The sequence below is a fragment of the Mediterraneibacter faecis genome, from assembly GCF_055383675.1.
On sequence record NZ_AP043803.1, the window covers coordinates 2,216,777 to 2,234,442 of the forward strand.

14 protein-coding genes are annotated in these 17,666 nt (G+C 42.2%); 1 reads left to right on the plus strand and 13 read right to left on the minus strand.

What is annotated here, in order from left to right; genetic code table 11:
- Positions 1-24: 24 nt before the first annotated feature.
- The 5 genes from lon to ACZ47Z_RS10480 all read right to left on the minus strand — a co-directional run bounded on the left by lon (position 25) and on the right by ACZ47Z_RS10480 (position 6,519).
- Complete coding sequence (gene lon / locus ACZ47Z_RS10460; RefSeq protein WP_416388980.1) at positions 25-2,316, minus strand: endopeptidase La; 2,292 nt, start codon at positions 2,314-2,316, stop codon at positions 25-27.
- A 129-nt stretch (positions 2,317-2,445) separates the two neighbouring features.
- Positions 2,446-3,717 (minus strand): ATP-dependent Clp protease ATP-binding subunit ClpX, encoded by a 1,272-nt coding sequence (gene clpX / locus ACZ47Z_RS10465; RefSeq protein WP_054752330.1) that lies wholly within the window; start codon positions 3,715-3,717, stop codon positions 2,446-2,448.
- Between the two features lie 22 nt (positions 3,718-3,739).
- Positions 3,740-4,321 (minus strand): ATP-dependent Clp endopeptidase proteolytic subunit ClpP, encoded by a 582-nt coding sequence (gene clpP / locus ACZ47Z_RS10470; RefSeq protein WP_015529615.1) that lies wholly within the window; start codon positions 4,319-4,321, stop codon positions 3,740-3,742.
- 176 nt (positions 4,322-4,497) lie between these two features.
- On the minus strand, positions 4,498-5,787 hold the full coding sequence (tig, locus tag ACZ47Z_RS10475) for a trigger factor (RefSeq protein WP_020436459.1): 1,290 nt from the start codon (positions 5,785-5,787) through the stop codon (positions 4,498-4,500).
- Between the two features lie 180 nt (positions 5,788-5,967).
- Positions 5,968-6,519, minus strand: coding sequence for a DJ-1 family glyoxalase III (locus tag ACZ47Z_RS10480; RefSeq protein WP_196019939.1), 552 nt, complete (start codon positions 6,517-6,519; stop codon positions 5,968-5,970).
- A gap of 381 nt (positions 6,520-6,900) precedes the next feature.
- Here ACZ47Z_RS10480 and ACZ47Z_RS10485 point away from each other — a divergent pair, with 381 nt between their 5' ends.
- Positions 6,901-7,386 (plus strand): CYTH domain-containing protein, encoded by a 486-nt coding sequence (locus ACZ47Z_RS10485; protein WP_055157204.1) that lies wholly within the window; start codon positions 6,901-6,903, stop codon positions 7,384-7,386.
- 85 nt (positions 7,387-7,471) lie between these two features.
- On the opposite strand, the gene ACZ47Z_RS10490 is transcribed toward ACZ47Z_RS10485, so the two are convergent.
- The 8 genes from ACZ47Z_RS10490 to dapB form a co-directional block, all read right to left on the minus strand.
- Positions 7,472-8,689, minus strand: a complete 1,218-nt coding sequence (locus ACZ47Z_RS10490) for a homoserine dehydrogenase (protein WP_055148266.1) — start codon at positions 8,687-8,689, stop codon at positions 7,472-7,474.
- Positions 8,686-9,817, minus strand: a protein-coding gene (prfB, locus tag ACZ47Z_RS10495) for a peptide chain release factor 2 (RefSeq protein WP_412309320.1) whose coding sequence is annotated in 2 segments (ribosomal slippage) — positions 8,686-9,753 and positions 9,755-9,817 — 1,131 coding nt in all. Because the reading frame shifts where the segments join, the coding sequence is not laid out codon by codon here. The genes ACZ47Z_RS10490 and prfB overlap by 4 nt, the downstream gene beginning before the upstream one ends.
- Before the next feature lie 50 nt (positions 9,818-9,867).
- Complete coding sequence (gene secA, locus ACZ47Z_RS10500; protein ID WP_196019941.1) at positions 9,868-12,444, minus strand: preprotein translocase subunit SecA; 2,577 nt, start codon at positions 12,442-12,444, stop codon at positions 9,868-9,870.
- 121 nt (positions 12,445-12,565) lie between these two features.
- Entirely contained in the window at positions 12,566-13,363 is a 798-nt protein-coding gene (gene hisA / locus ACZ47Z_RS10505; protein ID WP_196019943.1) for a phosphoribosylformimino-5-aminoimidazole carboxamide ribotide isomerase, read from the minus strand.
- A gap of 60 nt (positions 13,364-13,423) precedes the next feature.
- Positions 13,424-13,753: a hypothetical protein gene (locus ACZ47Z_RS10510; protein WP_055157208.1), complete on the minus strand. Its 330-nt coding sequence runs from the start codon at positions 13,751-13,753 to the stop codon at positions 13,424-13,426.
- A gap of 74 nt (positions 13,754-13,827) precedes the next feature.
- Positions 13,828-14,670, minus strand: coding sequence for a sigma-70 family RNA polymerase sigma factor (locus ACZ47Z_RS10515; protein ID WP_015529606.1), 843 nt, complete (start codon positions 14,668-14,670; stop codon positions 13,828-13,830).
- Positions 14,671-14,815: 145 nt separating this feature from the next.
- Positions 14,816-16,771, minus strand: coding sequence for a fructose-1,6-bisphosphatase (locus tag ACZ47Z_RS10520; protein ID WP_196019945.1), 1,956 nt, complete (start codon positions 16,769-16,771; stop codon positions 14,816-14,818).
- 94 nt (positions 16,772-16,865) lie between these two features.
- Positions 16,866-17,624, minus strand: coding sequence for a 4-hydroxy-tetrahydrodipicolinate reductase (dapB, locus tag ACZ47Z_RS10525; RefSeq protein WP_155204581.1), 759 nt, complete (start codon positions 17,622-17,624; stop codon positions 16,866-16,868).
- Positions 17,625-17,666 lie beyond the last annotated feature (42 nt).

Genomic DNA, 17,666 nt, shown 5'->3' on the forward strand with positions numbered 1-17,666 from the left:
AATCTGCTGTCAGAAGCAATCTTTTTATCTTGTCAGTGCTTTCTTTAAGACTTCTTCCATTGTCTCAACCGGAATGATTTCCAATCCTTTTGTAATTTCAGAAGAAAGTTCTTCCACATCTGCTGTGTTCTCTTTTGGAATAAGCACGGTCTGTATTCCTGCATTTTTAGCAGCAAGAAGTTTTTCTTTCAATCCTCCGATCGGAAGCACACGACCTCTCAAGGTGATTTCTCCTGTCATTGCAAGATCTGCGCGAACTTTCTTGCCTGTCACAGCAGAAAGCATTGCTGTTGCCATTGTGATTCCGGCTGATGGTCCGTCTTTCGGAACTGCACCTTCCGGAATGTGCACATGAATATCATGCTTCTCGAAGAAATCTTCTGCGATTGCATATTTTTTGCTTACAGATCGAATATAACTGATTCCGGCACGGGCGGACTCTTTCATTACATCTCCAAGCTGTCCTGTCAGCATGATCTCTCCCTTACCCGGCATTACATTCACCTCAATCTGAAGCGTATCTCCTCCGACACTTGTCCATGCAAGTCCACGTACGATACCGACCTCCGGTGCTGCATTTGCCATCTGATAAGAATATTTCTCTTTTCCAAGGAATTTATGAAGATTTCTATCTGTCACAGTAATCTTCTCTTTCTCGGTTGTAAGAAGCTCTTTCGCCGCCTTACGGCAAATATTTCCGATTTCACGTTCTAACTGACGAACACCTGCTTCTTTCGTATAGTTATGTGCGATCTTCCAAATTGCTTTCTTGCTAAATCTGAGCTGTTCGTCTGTAATCCCATGCTTTTCCAGCTGCTTTGGAATCAGATGTTCTATTGCAATATGAAGTTTCTCGTTTTCTGTATAACTTGTAATCTCGATGATCTCCATTCTGTCCAGGAGTGGTCTTGGAATCGTCTGTAAGGTATTCGCTGTTGTAATAAATGTAACCTCTGACAGATCCAGTGGCACTTCCAGATAATGATCGCGGAACTTACTGTTCTGCTCACTGTCTAGTACTTCCAAAAGTGCAGAGAACGTATCCCCTTTATAGTCTGTACTTACTTTGTCAATCTCATCCAGAAGGAGTACCGGATTCTTCACACCTGCTGTGCGAATTCCATTTGCAATTCTTCCTGGCATCGCTCCGACATACGTCTTACGATGACCACGGATCTCAGCCTCGTCACGTACTCCTCCTAAAGAAATGCGCACAAACGGTTTCTTAAGAGAACGTGCCAGGGACTTGGCAATAGAAGTTTTACCTGTTCCCGGAGGTCCCACCAGACAAAGAATCGGGCTTTCTCCCTTCTGTGTCAGTGTTCTGACAGCCAGGAATTCCAGGATTCTTTCTTTCACCTGTTCCAATCCATAATGATCTGCCTCTAAAACTTCTTTCGCATAGTTAATATCTGTATTATCTTCGGCACGTTTATTCCACGGCATCTCCAGGATTGTCTCAATATAAGTACGGATTACTCCATTTTCTGCCTGAGAACCGATCGTGTTCTTAAACCGTCCAATTTCCTTATGGAGCTTTTCTTTTACTTCTTCCGGTGCATCTAATTTGCTACATGCTTCTTCGAACTCATCTGCATCTGAAAATGTAGTATCTTCACCTAATTCCTCGCGAATCACCTTCAGCTGTTCTCTTAAAAGATATTCTTTTTGATGCTTATCTACTTTGCTCTTTACTTTTCTCTGAAGTTCTTCTTTGATTTCCATGATCTGCATCTCATTCACAAGCTTCAATGATAATTTCTCATATCTGCTCCAGAAATCCAGCTCTTCCAGAAGTTCCTGTTGATCCTTGTACTTCAATGGAATATTCGCAGCCACTTCATTTACCAGACGTTTTAAATCAGTAATATCAAGAATTTCTGCAACAGATTCTTTGGAAATCTTTCCATTCTTTGCTGCATATTCTGTAATAATTTCCTTCAATCCGCGCATCATTGCTTCCGCATTCAGATCATCCGGAATCGTGATCTCCTGTTCTTCCAGAACTTCTACTTCTGCACGAAGATAAGGATCTGTCTCTTCAATTTTCTTAAGAACCGCACGATTCTTTCCTTCCACGAGAACCCTTACAACTTTCTTTGACAGCTTGATCAGCTGCTTCACAGATGCAACTGTTCCAGTCTCATAGACATCATCCTGTCCGGGGTTCTCTGTCTCTATTGATTTCTGGGCAACCAGAAATATCTCCTGCTCTTCAACCATTGCCTGTTGAATTGCAGCGATGGAGCGTTCTCTGCTCACATCAAAATGAACGATCATCTCCGGCATGATTGTTAATCCTCTTAAGGCAACCATAGGGAGACTTCTTGTCTCGTTGTCCAATTCAATTCCTCCTCGTTAGAAAAGGCGGGTAGGATGGTACTCCCATCACTCCCGCCTCGTTTTATACTCCGCAACTGTTTGCAGGATTCCTGTATCCAGTTACTATTTGCTCTCAGATGTCAGGAATGATTTTCTTTCCTCACTATCACGAGTATACTTCGGTTCTTCCACTCCAAGAACCGCTTCCTTCGTAATGCGGCATTCCTTGATTGTCTTATCTGACGGTACTGTAAACATCGTATCCATCATGATATTCTCCATGATTGCACGGAGACCTCTCGCACCTGTCTTACGCTTCAATGTTGTCTCTGCTATTTCTAACAGAGCATCTTTATCAAATTCAAGCTTCACGCCATCCAACTCCAGAAGCTTCTGATACTGTTTTACGATCGCACTTTTTGGCTCTGTAAGAATGCGTATCAATGCATCCTTATCCAGAAGATCCAATGATACTGTCACCGGAAGTCTTCCGACCAGCTCAGGGATCAAACCAAACTTTACAAGATCCTGTGGAAGCGCTTCCTGAAGAAGTACATCCATATCGTACTCATGTTTTGATGCGATCTCTGCATTGAATCCGATTGATTTTCTATCGATTCTTGTCTCAATGATCTTATCGATTCCTTCAAAAGCACCACCACAGATAAACAAGATGTTCGTTGTATCAATCTGGATCAACTCCTGATGTGGATGCTTTCTTCCGCCCTGCGGTGGAACAGACGCAACTGTTCCTTCGATGATTTTCAAAAGTGCCTGCTGAACACCTTCTCCGGAAACATCTCGTGTAATGGATGGATTTTCTGATTTTCTTGTGATCTTATCAATCTCATCAATGTAAATGATTCCGTGTTCTGCACGCTCGATGTCTCCGTCTGCTGCCTGAATCACCTTAAGGAGAATATTTTCAACGTCCTCTCCTACATATCCTGCCTCTGTCAGTGCTGTAGCATCTGCGATTGCAAATGGAACATTCAGGACTTTCGCAAGTGTCTGTGCCAGAAGTGTCTTACCACATCCTGTTGGTCCAAGCATCAGGATATTACTCTTCTGAAGTTCTACTCCAAGATCCTGTTCTGCCAGAATTCTCTTATAATGATTGTAAACTGCAACAGAAAGAACTTTCTTCGCCTCATCCTGTCCAATCACATATTCGTCCAGAAAAGCTTTCATCTCTTCCGGTGTCAGGAGATTAATATCGTCAAGTGCAGCTCTGTCATTAAAATCTAATTCTTCCTCAATAATCTCGGTACAAATAGCAACACAGTCATCACAGATATAGGTTCCGTTCGGTCCTGCGATCATCTTACGAACCTGGGACTGTGTCTTATTACAAAACGAGCATCTTACGATATCCTCAGTCTTTTTTCCTGCCATATTCTGTCACCTCAATAACCAATTAATGGTTTACTATTACTTCGTCGATCAGACCGTACTCTTTCGCCTCTTCTGCAGACATGAAATTGTCACGCTCTGTATCCTGCTGGATCACTTCCAGCGGCTTTCCTGTATTTGCTGCCAGGATCTCATTCAATTTCTTCTTTGTACGAAGAATATGTTCTGCTGCAATCTGAATCTCTGTTGCCTGTCCCTGTGCACCACCGGATGGCTGATGAATCATGATTTCAGCGTTCGGAAGGGCAAATCTCTTTCCTTTCTTTCCACCAGAAAGCAGGAATGCGCCCATGCTGGCTGCCATACCGATACATACTGTTGAAACATCACACTTGATGTACTGCATTGTATCGTAGATTGCCAGACCTGCTGTTACAGATCCTCCCGGGCTGTTAATATACAGCTGGATATCCTTATCCGGATCGTCTGCCTCCAAGAACAGAAGCTGTGCAACGATCACGCTTGCTGACACATCATTTACTTCTTCTCCGAGGAAAATGATACGCTCCTTTAAAAGTCTTGAATAAATATCATAGGAACGCTCTCCGCGGCTTGTCTGCTCAATGACATAAGGTACTAAACTCATATGCTATCCTTCCTTTTCTATATGATTGTCGCTATTTGCAATAGTTATTGCCAGCAACACATAATTATTGTTCTGATCCTTACTCCCGGATCAGTCCTCATCCTCTCACTTCTTATAGAAAGAGAAAAGGCACACCTGATATACAGGCGCACCCTCTCAAGAAATCTAATAAATGATTAGCCTTCTACAGATGCATCAACGATCAGAGTAACTGCATCCTGTACTGCAATATCCTCTTTCATCTGCTTCTTCTCGTTCTCACCCATGAACTCTTTCAGCTTCTCAACTTCCATCTTGTAAGACTCAGCCATCTTAGCTAACTCTTCATCAAGACGCTCATCAGATACTTCAATATTCTCTGCTGCTACGATTGCTTCAAGAACAAGTCTTGTTCTGATTCTCTTCTCAGCCTGTGGCTTAAGCTCTTCCATCATCTTCTCTTCTGAGAGACCTGTGAACTGGAAGTACTGCTCTACGCTGAGTCCCTGCTGCATAATGCGGCGTGCAAAATCATCCGCCATCTGCTTAGCCTGAAGGTCAACCATTGGTTCCGGAAGATCGATCTCTGCATTAGCAACTGCCTGCTCTACAGCCTGATCTTCTTTCTTAGCCTTTCCTTCGTTCTCTTTACGCTCTTTAATCTGAGCCTTTACTTCTGCTCTGTAAGCATCAAGTGTCTCAGCCTTCTCGGAAACGTCAGATGCGAACTCGTCATCTACTTCCGGAAGCTCTTTTGCTCTGATTGCATGTACTGTGCATTTGAATACAGCTTCTTTACCCTTCAGATCTTCTGAATGATAATCTTCTGGGAATGTAACCTTAACTTCTACTTCTTTGTCAATCTCAGCTCCGATCAGCTGCTCCTCGAATCCCGGAATGAAAGAACCAGATCCGATTGTCAGTGGATAGTTCTCACCTTTTCCACCTTCGAATGCAACACCATCAACAAATCCTTCAAAATCAAGTGTAACATCATCTTTATCTGCTACAGCTCTGTCTGTAACCTCAACGATTCTTGCATGCTGCTCACGAACTTTCTCAATTTCCTCGTCAACTTCCTTCTGTGTTACTCTTGTAGAGTATTTGTCAACTTTAAGTCCTTTGTACTCTCCAAGTTTAACTTCCGGTTTAACTGCAACTTCTGCTGTGAAGATGAATGATTTTCCCTTCTCAAGCTGAACGATATCAATTGTCGGCTGGGAAGCAATCTCAAGTTCACTCTCATCATATGCTTTTGCATATGCCTCAGAGATCATGCGGTTTGCTGCCTCATCATAAAATACTTCCGGTCCGTACATCTTCTCGATCATCTGACGCGGAACTTTTCCTTTACGGAATCCTGGAAGGCTGATTTTGCTGCGCTCTTTTAAGTAAGCTGCCTGCAGTGCCTTCTCTACTTCTTCAGCTGAAACTTCGATTGTCAGCTTTGCCATATTATGCTCTAATTTTTCTACCTGTAAACTCATTTTCTTCCTCCTTGTTTATAAGCAAATTCTTTACTTATCGAACGAATTAATTTCTTAAAAGTATACATTCGCAGTCATTGAAACAGTATAGCATATAAAGTCTCATATTTCCAGTGTTTTTTCCACTTTCCTATATCTTTTACATGTTTTTTTACATTTTTCTGACTACTTTTTCTAATTTTATTCCTCATATACAATAGATTCTGCTATTTCAGAAGCTTTTTCATTGCCAAAAAGCTGACGGATCAGTTCCAGTGCGAATGGTATCGCTGTTCCCACACTACGGCTTGTTGTGATATTTCCATCTGTGACAAAGGAACAGAACTTTGCTTCTTTACAATTCAGCTGTTCTTCCATCCCCGGATAACAGCATGCTGCTTTCTCTTTCAACAATCCAAGTGCTCCGAATACTGTCGGAGCTGCACAGATTGCTGCGATTCTCTTTCCCTTTTCATTGAACTTGCAAAGTAAGTCTGCCAAACCTTTATGCTCTTTTAGATGCAGTGTTCCCGGCATACCTCCCGGAAGTACAAGAAGTTCTGCGTCATCAAAAAATGCTTTCTCAAACAATTCATCCGCTTCCACCTGTATTCCATGTGCTCCGTCAATCTGCAGTTTTCCCATAACAGAAACTGTCTCTACAACCGCTCCTGCTCTTCTCAAAAGATCCACTACAGTTAAACCTTCTACTTCTTCAAAACCGTCTGCTAAAAATACAACTACTTTCTTCATCCAATACTTCCTCGCTTTCCGATGATATCTCAACAATGATTTCATTTTACTGCGTGGATAAGTCGTTCGTCAAGTCAAGATAGTACTCATCTCACCATTGCCTTTTTATATTTCACGTATTATGATGTAAGTGTCAAAAGTATAAATTGCGTTTGTGCTCGCACAAATAAGCAATTTATACTTATTGACACGCCGAACACCGAAAACGGAATAAAATGGTGTGAACACGCCATTTTATGGAAGTTTGAGGTATTCGAGGATTGTGGGAATTGCATAGCAATGGAGCAATCAGGTTACATCAGTGAGTGGCAAAATTTACTTTTGACACTCACTTCATATTATTATAGTATAACTAATCAACACCAGGAGGAATATTTAGTTATGGAAATAGAACGCAAATTTTTAATACAAAAGCTTGAAGAACTGCCATTTTCTCCTTTCGATTATCCACACAAAGAGCTGGAACAAGGCTACTTATGCACTGCTCCTGTCGTAAGGATACGCAGAGAGGATGACGATTATGTTCTCACCTACAAATCCAAGGGGCTTATGGCCCGTGAAGAATATAACCTTCCTCTTACCAAAGAAAGTTATAAGCATCTAAAAGAAAAAGTCGACGGACGCATCATTCATAAAACACGCTATGTCATTCCTATGAGTTGTGTCTGCCCGGAAAACGCAGACTTCTGTTCCACTCCGCTTTTTCTTGAATTAGATATCTTCCATGATGACCTTGCTCCACTGATTCTCGCCGAAATCGAATTCCCGGACGAAGAAACAGCTAACACCTATCCCGCACCTCAATGGCTGGGAGAGGACGTTACCTTTAGTTCTGCGTACCATAACAATACACTGAGCCGTATGTAACACAAGAGCCAGGACAGTTACCATATGTGGTACCTGCTCTGGCTCTTTCTACTATACTTTCAGAATCCAATGAAGCAAATACAAATTAATCTGCCATACGGATCATCTTCACAACTTCCGGCATCTCTTCTGCCTTCTGTGCATACTCCGCCTCGGTCATCTCGCCTGTGATAACAGCGAATTCTCCCTCGACATCATCTGCTTTGACAAATTCAACTTGTCCGAACACTTCGTCCACACGGGATTTGAGTACAGATTCTTCTCCATGAATTCTGACGAAGAATCTTCTCTTCGCATCCGCATTCGGAACAAGTTCGAGTGTGTTACTCTCCCATCTTGTTACAACAGTTCTGTGAAGGTGCTTTGCAGCATCTACAACATCTGCAACTACAGCACTTGCTGTCGGAAGCTTACCCGCTCCACTTCCGTAGAACATTGCATCACCAAGCATATTTCCACGAACAAAAATTGCATTAAATACATCATTCACATTACACAGCGGATGATTCTTGGAAAGAAGCATCGGTGCAACGATTGCAGAGAAAGATTCCCCTTCTCTTTTACTGGATGCAAGCAGCTTGATTGCCATATCCATCGTCTTGGCATACTTCATATCTTCTGTTGTGATCTTTGTGATTCCTTCTGTATGGATTGTCTCAAAATCCACATGTTGTCCTGCGATCAGAGATGTCAGAATCGCAATCTTTCTACACGCATCATGTCCCTCGACATCTGCTTCCGGATTACGCTCCGCGTATCCTTTCTCCTGCGCCTCTTTGAGCACCTCATCATAATCAGCACTCTCAAAGAACATCTTTGTCAACATATAGTTTGTTGTTCCATTCAGGATTCCCGTCACTTCGTCGATTCTATCTGCTGTCAGAGAGGAATTCAGTGCACGAATGATTGGGATACCCCCACCAACACTTGCTTCAAACATAAAATTGATACTTCTGTCACGAGCAATCTCAAGAAGTTCTGCTCCATGTTTTGCTACCAGAGCTTTGTTGGATGTAGCAACGTTCTTACCTGCTTCCAGACAACGTTTTACAAATGTATAAGCAGGCTCTATACCTCCCATTGTCTCAACAACAATGTCTACTTCTGCATCATTTACGATTGTCTCGAAATCATGTGTCAGAATCTCTTCTACCGGATCACCCGGAAAATCTCTGAGATCCAGAACGTATTTTACATTTATCACATCCTGAGCTCTTTCATTGATGAGTTCACCATTGGTTCTGAGGACCTCTACAACTCCTGATCCTACTGTACCGTATCCCATTACTGCTACATTTATCATTCTGCTTTCTTTCCTTTCTGTGCTTCTGCATCCATGCTCAAATATGCGTTAATAAAAGGATCAATATTTCCATCCATTACTGCACCTACATTGCTGATTTCTGCGTTTGTTCTGTGATCCTTGACAAGTGTATATGGCTGCATGACATAAGAACGGATCTGATTTCCGAAATTAATATCTCTAACCTCTCCGCGGATGTCTGACATCTTCTCTGCCTGTTCCTGCTGTTTGAGTACATACAGTTTGGATTTCAACATCTGCATCGCCTTATCTTTATTCATGTGCTGGGAACGTTCATTCTGACACTGAACCACAATTCCTGTCGGAAGATGTGTGATTCGGATTGCAGATGACGTCTTATTGATATGCTGTCCGCCGGCACCACTGGAACGATAAGTATCGACACGGATATCATCGTCGTTGATCTCGATATCGATATCTTCTTCAATATCCGGAATTACATCACAGGATGCAAATGATGTCTGTCGTTTTCCATTTGCATTAAATGGAGAAATACGTACCAGACGATGTACACCTTTCTCGGAACGGAGATAGCCATAAGCATTTTCTCCCTTAACCTCAAAAGTAACTCCCTTGATACCTGCTACATCTCCTTCCAGATAGTCCAGCACCTCGACTTCATATCCTCTCTTTTCAGCCCAGCGGCTGTACATACGATAGAGCATACTTGTCCAGTCCATTGCCTCTGTACCGCCCGCACCTGCGTGAAGTGTCACGATTGCATTATCTGCATCATACGGTCCGATCAGAAGTGTGCTGATTCGCAGTTTCTCAAAGACTTCCTCAAATGTTCCAAGTTCCTCTTCAATCTCTTCTGCGGCTTCCTGCTCCTCGTCTTCTCCTGCACTCATTTCAATCAGAAGAAGCATGTCTTCATAATCTGTAAATAATTTTTCAATCTCTTTTACAGAATCCTGAAGACCTTTCAATTCTTTCATTACATGCTGGGAAACCTCCGGGTCATCCCAGAATCCTGGTTCCTCCAGTCTCTTTTCTAATTCTTCGATCCTAAGCTTCTTTGAAGCGAGGTCAAAGTGAATCCCTCAAATCTTTCAGCGGTTCTTCATATGCAGTCAGTCTTGACTTCAGTTCATCCAGTAAAACCACCTTAATCACCTCTTTCATATATATACTTTAAATTATTGTAACTGTTCAGCTTATTTGTTTTTTCTTCCACAGCATTGTTTGTACTTCTTTCCACTTCCGCATGGGCATGGATCGTTTGGATAAATCTTCTTCTCCTCGCGCTTTTTCGGTGCACGGACTGCGCTGTCATCTTTGTTTGTTCCAGTTACTTTTGCAACCTCTTCTCTCTCCACTTTCTGCTCAACCTTAATGTGGAATAATGTACGGATCGTGTTCTCAGCGATTGCATTTGTCATTTCACCGAACATCTCATATCCTGTCATCTTGTACTCTACCAGTGGATCTCTCTGCCCATAAGCCTGAAGACCGATTCCCTGACGCAGCTGATCCATATCATCGATATGATCCATCCATCTTGCATCAATCACTTTCAGAAGTACAACACGCTCAACTTCTCGAAGCTGCTCTGCCTCCGGGAACTCTGCTTCTTTGTTCTCATAAGCCTTCACTCCACGTTCTTTCAGAAGATGCTTTAACTCCTTCTGACTCATACTCTGGCATTCCTTCTCAGATGGGAGCTGAAGCTGTGGAATCACATTGTGAAGATTCACATCCAATCCTTTGATATCCCACTCTTCCGGATCTGCCTCTGTAGAAGCGAAACGATCTGTCATATTTTCCACATATTCTGTAATCATGCTGTAGATTGTATCACGCATGCTTTCTCCATCAAGAACACGGCGTCTCTCTTCGTAAATAATCTCTCTCTGCTCGTTCATTACCTGATCGTACTCCAACAGATTCTTACGAATACCAAAGTTATTGCTCTCAATCTTCTTCTGTGCTTTCTCAATTGCACTTGAAAGCATCTTATGTTCAATCTGCTCACCGTCTTCTACACCAAGTGTATTGAAAATTCCCATCAGTCTTTCTGAACCGAACAGTCGCATCAGATCATCTTCCAGAGAAATGTAGAATCTGGACTCTCCTGGATCTCCCTGACGTCCGGAACGTCCACGCAGCTGATTGTCAATACGACGAGATTCATGTCTCTCTGTACCGATAATTTTCAGACCGCCTGCCGCACGCGCATCATCATCCAGCTTGATATCAGTACCACGGCCAGCCATATTGGTTGCGATCGTTACCGCTCCATGAAGTCCGGCATCAGCTACGATTGCAGCCTCCTGCTCATGATATTTTGCATTCAGTACATTATGCTTGATTCCCTCTTTCTTCAGCATCTTACTGAGAAGTTCGGATACTTCAATTGTAATTGTACCTACCAGCACCGGCTGTCCTGTTGCATGCGCTTCTTTAACAGCTTCTACAACTGCTTCGTATTTTTCTTTCTTTGTCTTATAAACAGCATCCTCTAGATCCACTCTCTGTACCGGCTTGTTTGTCGGAATTTCAACAACGTCCATTCCATAAATATCACGGAACTCTTTCTCTTCTGTGATCGCAGTACCTGTCATACCACTCTTCTTATCATACTTATTAAACAGGTTCTGGAATGTGATTGTTGCCAGAGTCTTACTCTCTCTTCTTACCTTCACATGTTCCTTCGCCTCGATTGCCTGATGCAGACCATCAGAGTAACGACGTCCCGGCATGATACGTCCTGTAAACTCATCGACGATCATAACTTCACCATCCGGAGTTACAACATAATCCTGATCACGGAACATCAGATTGTGTGCTCTGAGTGCAAGGATAATATTATGCTGAATTTCCAGGTTCTCCGGATCAGCAAGGTTTTCGATGTGGAAGAACTTCTCTACTTTCTTCACACCATCTTCTGTCAGGTTAACTGTCTTCTCTTTCTCATCAACAATGAAATCACCCGTCTCTTCGATTTCTTCTCCCATGATGGCATTCATCTTGGAAAATTCACCGCTTGCCTCACCTCGTTCCAGCTGTTTTGCAAGAACATCACAGGCTTCATACAGAGCTGTAGACTTTCCACTCTGTCCGGAAATGATCAAAGGTGTTCTTGCCTCATCGATCAAAACGGAATCGACCTCATCGATAACTGCATAATGCAATCCTCTCTGAACCAGCTGTTCTTTATAGATAACCATGTTATCTCTCAGATAATCAAATCCAAGTTCATTATTCGTTACATAAGTAATATCGCAATTATAAGCCTCTCGTCTCTCGTCATTGTTCATCTCATTGAGAACAACACCGACTTTGAGTCCTAAAAACTCATGTACTTTTCCCATCCACTCAGCATCACGCTTCGCCAGATAGTCATTAACTGTGACGATGTGAACACCTTTTCCGTCCAAGGCATTCAAATATGCCGGAAGTGTGGACACAAGAGTCTTACCTTCACCAGTTCTCATCTCTGCGATACGTCCCTGATGCAGGATAATACCACCAATCAACTGTACTCTATAATGGCGCATTCCAAGACTTCTGTAAGCACCTTCTCTTACTACAGCATATGCTTCCGGAAGGATATCATCCAGAGTCTCTCCCTCTTTCAGTCGTTCTTTAAATTCTTTTGTCTTTCCTCGAAGTTCTTCGTCTGAAAGCGCCTCCATCTCCGGCCCCAGTGCCTCGATGCGGTCTACGATCGGATAAATTCGTTTCAGCTCGTTCTCACTGTGAGTTCCGAAAATCTTTTCTATAATATTCATATTTCCGCAATTACTCCTTCTCTGAATTTTGATTTTGGTCTGAAATTCCACTCTGTTCTACATTCTATCACTATCCGCTCTTGAATTCAACAACTTCATAGAGTGTTAACATTCTGCGGATTTACAAGCGGAGTGATTGACTCGGGAGTGAACAGTAACTACAAACTTCTGCATATGGAATTTTTCCTCCAAACAGATCAAGAGCGCTTCCGATTGTAAAGTCTACTTTTCCGCCGCTCTCTTTTCGAAATCTCTCCAGATCTTCCATTAATCCGATTCCACCGGCATAAGTGATTGGGATTCCGTCCCAGCTCCCAAGCATCCTTACTAATTCTGTTTCCATTCCGGCACCTTTCCCCTCCACATCTACACCATGGATCAGGAATTCATCACAATATTTTGAAAGCTCATTTAACACCTTGTGTGATAATGCAAGTTCTGTGAACTTCTGCCAGCGGTCAGTAACCACGTAAAATTTACCATCTTTTCTTCTGCAGCTAAGATCTAAAACCACATGTTCTTTGCCAACTGCATTTACTAATTTCTGCAGTCTCTCTTCATGAAAAATCCCGTCTTGAAACACATAAGAAGTCACGATCACATGACTTGCTCCTGAATCTAGATATTCCTGTGCATTATCTGCTGTAATTCCACCACCGATCTGCATTCCACCCGGGTATGCCGCCAGAGCTCCCATCGCCTGCTTTTTCGTCGCCTCGTAGTATTCTGATCCAACTGGATTTAAAAGAATTATATGGCCGCCTTTCAGGTGATCTTTCTGATACTGTCTTGCATACCATGCTGCATCCAGTTCTGACATAAAGTTTGTGCTGGCCTGATTTCCTTCATCTTTCAGGCTTCCGCCCACAATCTGTTTCACTTTTCCATTATGTATATCAATACATGGTCTGAATCTCATCCTGTCTCTCCTTCTTTTAGAAAAATGCCGCAGTTCCGTTTCCGGCCTACGGCATATTGATCACTCGTTATTCTGCATCTTGTTCTGCACGCCATTCTCCTGCGTCAGATCATCGGCTGCATCATCAACACCATTTGTGATATCGTCTGTAACATCATCCACGCCATCCGTTACATCGTCAACCGCGTCATCTAGGATACTATCTCCATTCTGGTCTCCCGCATTATTTCCGGTATTATTACCATTTTCTCCACTTCCATCATAGTTTTCACCGGATGTCGCATCATTGAGATTGTCATTCGCTGTTCCTGTGTTGTTTCCACAACCAGCGAGACTGCAAAGCATCAGTACGCACATCACACAGACAAGCAATTTTCTTATTCTCCTCATTTTTGTCTTCCTTTCAAATAAATATTGTGTCTTTACTATCTGCAATTTTTCAATATTTATTCAAAAGAAATTTTTTACAGTTTTGTCGCTTTGCTGCGAAGTTTCTCCATCGCTCTGGCTTCAATCTGGCGTACGCGTTCTCTTGTCACATTCAGTTCATCACCGATTTCTTCCAGCGTATGTGTTTTTCCATCTTCCAAACCAAATCTCAAACGGATCACCTGACGTTCTCTGTCATTAAGAGACTCTAACAATTCCTGTACTTCTTCTTTTTGCACAAGCTGATTCATAGCATCTTCCGGCGTTGTTGCATCCTTATCTTCAACCATATCACCAAGATTATTCTCCCCATCTTCTCCTACCGGAGTTTCCAGTGAAACCGGATTCTGAAGATATGACAAAATCTCTTTTACAAATTCCGGTGATTTATCCTTCATCTCTTCTGCTATCTCTTCCGGTGTAGCCTCTCTTCCAAATTTCTGCTGAAGATCTTTTGAAATTTTCTGTACTTTCTTCATATTCTCTGCAACATGAACCGGCACACGGATTTCTCGTGACTGCTGATCGATTGCCCGCTGCATTGCTTCTTTGATCCACCAGGATGCATATGTGGAAAATCTATTTTCCTTTGTATAATCATATTTCTCTGCTGCATGCATGAGACCAATATTTCCCTCCTGGATCAGATCCATGAGTGTAATCCCTCTTCCAGTATAATGTTTTGCGAGAGATACCACCAGGCGTAGATTCCCCTCTTCCAGCTTTCTTCTTGCATCCTCATCTCCTGAAGCACTTTTACACCCAAGGTCCCTTTCCTCTTCTTCTGACAGCAAAGGGATCTGTCCAATCTCATTCAGATAGATTTTCAGCGGTTCTGTTACTTCTGTTCCTTCCGGAAGATTTAAGTCTTTTTCCATTCTAGTAATCCTTTCTATCTTCAGTCCTAATTCAAGAATGCCTCGGCATTCTTGCTGCGAGGTGCGCGTCATGCAATTGCATGACATACTTCTACTGCGCACCTCTGCAATCCTGCCGGAGGCTATAATCAGCATAAACAATTATTTACAGTTTTTCTATAATCTGACCATTTCTGTACGACGCCAGCAGCCATTCAAGATCTTTAATCTGTTCTTTTAATTTCCTTCCAGCGTCGGTGTCACCAACAAGACGTCTCTCGTTCACTCTGGTCACTACTACTGTCTCTGAATGAATGTCATTTTCCTTCTTAATTGCTGCTTCTGTAGACTCAAATGGTTCATGTGCTACCAAAAGTAATCCATACGAATTATAAACCAGCGTGTATCCTGCAATTCCGGTTTCTTTCTGATATGCTCTTGAAAATCCCCCATCAATAACCATTACTTTACCATTACACTTGATCGGACTCTCGCCATCTTTTCTCTTAACCGGCACATGACCATTTATAATGTGTGTATCCTCTTTTGGATCCAATCCAAATTCTATCATGATATTATCCACAACTGTCTCATTTTCAAGCAGAGCATAGTATGGATTTTTCTTTTCTATATGTGTTTCCTTCTCAGCAAGGAAATATCTTTCAAAGGTCGCCATCTTGTTCTTTCCAAATAACGGTGAGTCCGGATGTAGCCAGATATACCACATTGTATCTTTTCCATCTTCCCGCTCCTTTGGATCCAATGCAAAAAATCCTTTTCTCACATAACTTTCCAACACATCATACAAGGCCTTTCCACGATATTTCTTTCCGAAAATTTCTACTTCTTTCAGGTTCCCCTTCGCATCTAACGGTACACATCCATGATACAACAGATTATTGTTATATACCTTATACAAACCACCTTTCGCAAGAAGGAAACGCATATGTTCCTGCAATTTTTCACATCCCACAAAAGCATGCACCAGACGATCCATAATTTCTTCCTCTTCAGAAGTCAGTTTATATGGGTTCTTTGGATCTATTGTCGGGAAATTTGTATCCAGGAGCTTATATTCTTTTCCTTCCAGATTAATCGTACCTTTCTGATAATCAATCTTATGCAGTAACGCACGATTCTCCAAATGGAATCCTTTCTGCCTCTCTATAATCTGACCTTCTACTTTAAACTGGATAATTGAAATCGCTTTATGTATTCTCAGATTCATCTGCATCTCATCAGATTCCGGTCTGTCAGTGCCTTTCAATTTAAAACAGGTACATGGATCATCCTTGTACATCCTCATAGCAAATGTAGCCAGTGGAAGCAAATTGATACCATAACCATCTTCTATAATATCCAGGTTTCCATATCTGGCGCAGATACGGATCACATTTGCAATGCAGCCCAACTGTCCGGCCGCTGCTCCCATCCATACAACATCATGGTTTCCCCACTGGATATCAACAGAATGATATTTCAGCAGCTTATCCATAATAAGATGCGGTCCCGGTCCTCTGTCATAAATATCACCGACAATATGCAGATGATCCACAACCAGACGCTGGATCAGTTCTGAAATTGCTGCAATAAATTCTTCTGCCCGTCCGATTCTAATGATTGTAGAAATAATTTCATTATAATAGGACTCTTTGTCACTGACTTCCGCTTTCTCGGTAATCAATTCTTCGATCACATAAGAGAAATCCTTCGGCAGTGATTTTCTCACTTTAGATCTTGTATATTTACTTGCTGCACGCTTACTTACTTCTATCAGACGATACAGATTCACTCGATACCAGTCATCCATATTCGACTCCGTCCGCTTCACCTGTTCCATCTTCGCTTTCGGATAGTAAATCAATGTTGCCAGTGCTTTTTTGTCCTTTACACTCATTGTATTACCAAAAACATCTTCAATCTTGCTTCTCACGGCACCAGACCCATTCCTCAGAACATGAGAAAAAGCTTCATCTTCTCCATGTACATCCGTCAGAAAATGTTCTGTCCCCTTCGGAAGGTTTAAAATTGCCTGCAGATTAATAATCTCCGTAGATGCAGCTGCAATTGTCGGATAAAGATCCGACAACCTGTCTAAATAACGGTTTTCCATATTTTCCATATACAATCTCCTCCAGACCCGAAATCTTCCCCTTACAGGGATCTATTTACCGGATCTTGTTCCCGCCGGTTTACCGGCTATTATTCATCCAGTACTAAAACTGAATAACATCCCCCATGTCATACATGCCAGCTGGCTGTCCCGCAAGGAACTTTCCTGCCTCGACTGCACCTTTGGCAAATACGCTTCTTGAATATGCAGTATGTTTAAATTCAATCACTTCATCTGTTCCTGCAAAAATCACCTCGTGTTCTCCTACGATTGTTCCTGCACGAACTGCTGAAATACCAATTTCCTTTGCGTCTCGCTTCTTTCTCACCTGACTTCTGTCATACACATACTCGTATTCATTTCCCATTGCTTCATTAATAGAATCTGCCAATGCAAGTGCCGTTCCGCTTGGCGCATCCAGCTTCTGATTATGGTGTTTCTCAACAAGTTCAATATCATAGCCTGCCGGTGCAAGTACTTTGGCAGCATCTTTCAAAAGTTTCAGTAACAGGTTGATTCCCATTGACATATTCGCAGACTTAAGAACTGCAATCTTCTCAGAACACTCATCTACCTTCTTTAACTGTTCGTCTGAAAGCCCTGTTGTACAAAGAACAACCGGAAGACTCTTCTTCACACAGTAATCTAACAATTCATCTACTGCTCCCGCATTGGAAAAATCAATCACTACATCTACACCCACATCACACTGTGTGATCTTCTCAAATACCGGATAATCATTTGGAATTCCTGTGAACTTGTCGACGCCTGCCGCAATCACTGCATCTTCTTCATTCTTCACAATTTCTGTGATCATGCGTCCCATTTTTCCGTTGCATCCGTGCATTAATATCTTAACCATCTGTATCTTCCTCCTGTATGAAACCTCAAGTATTCCATGATT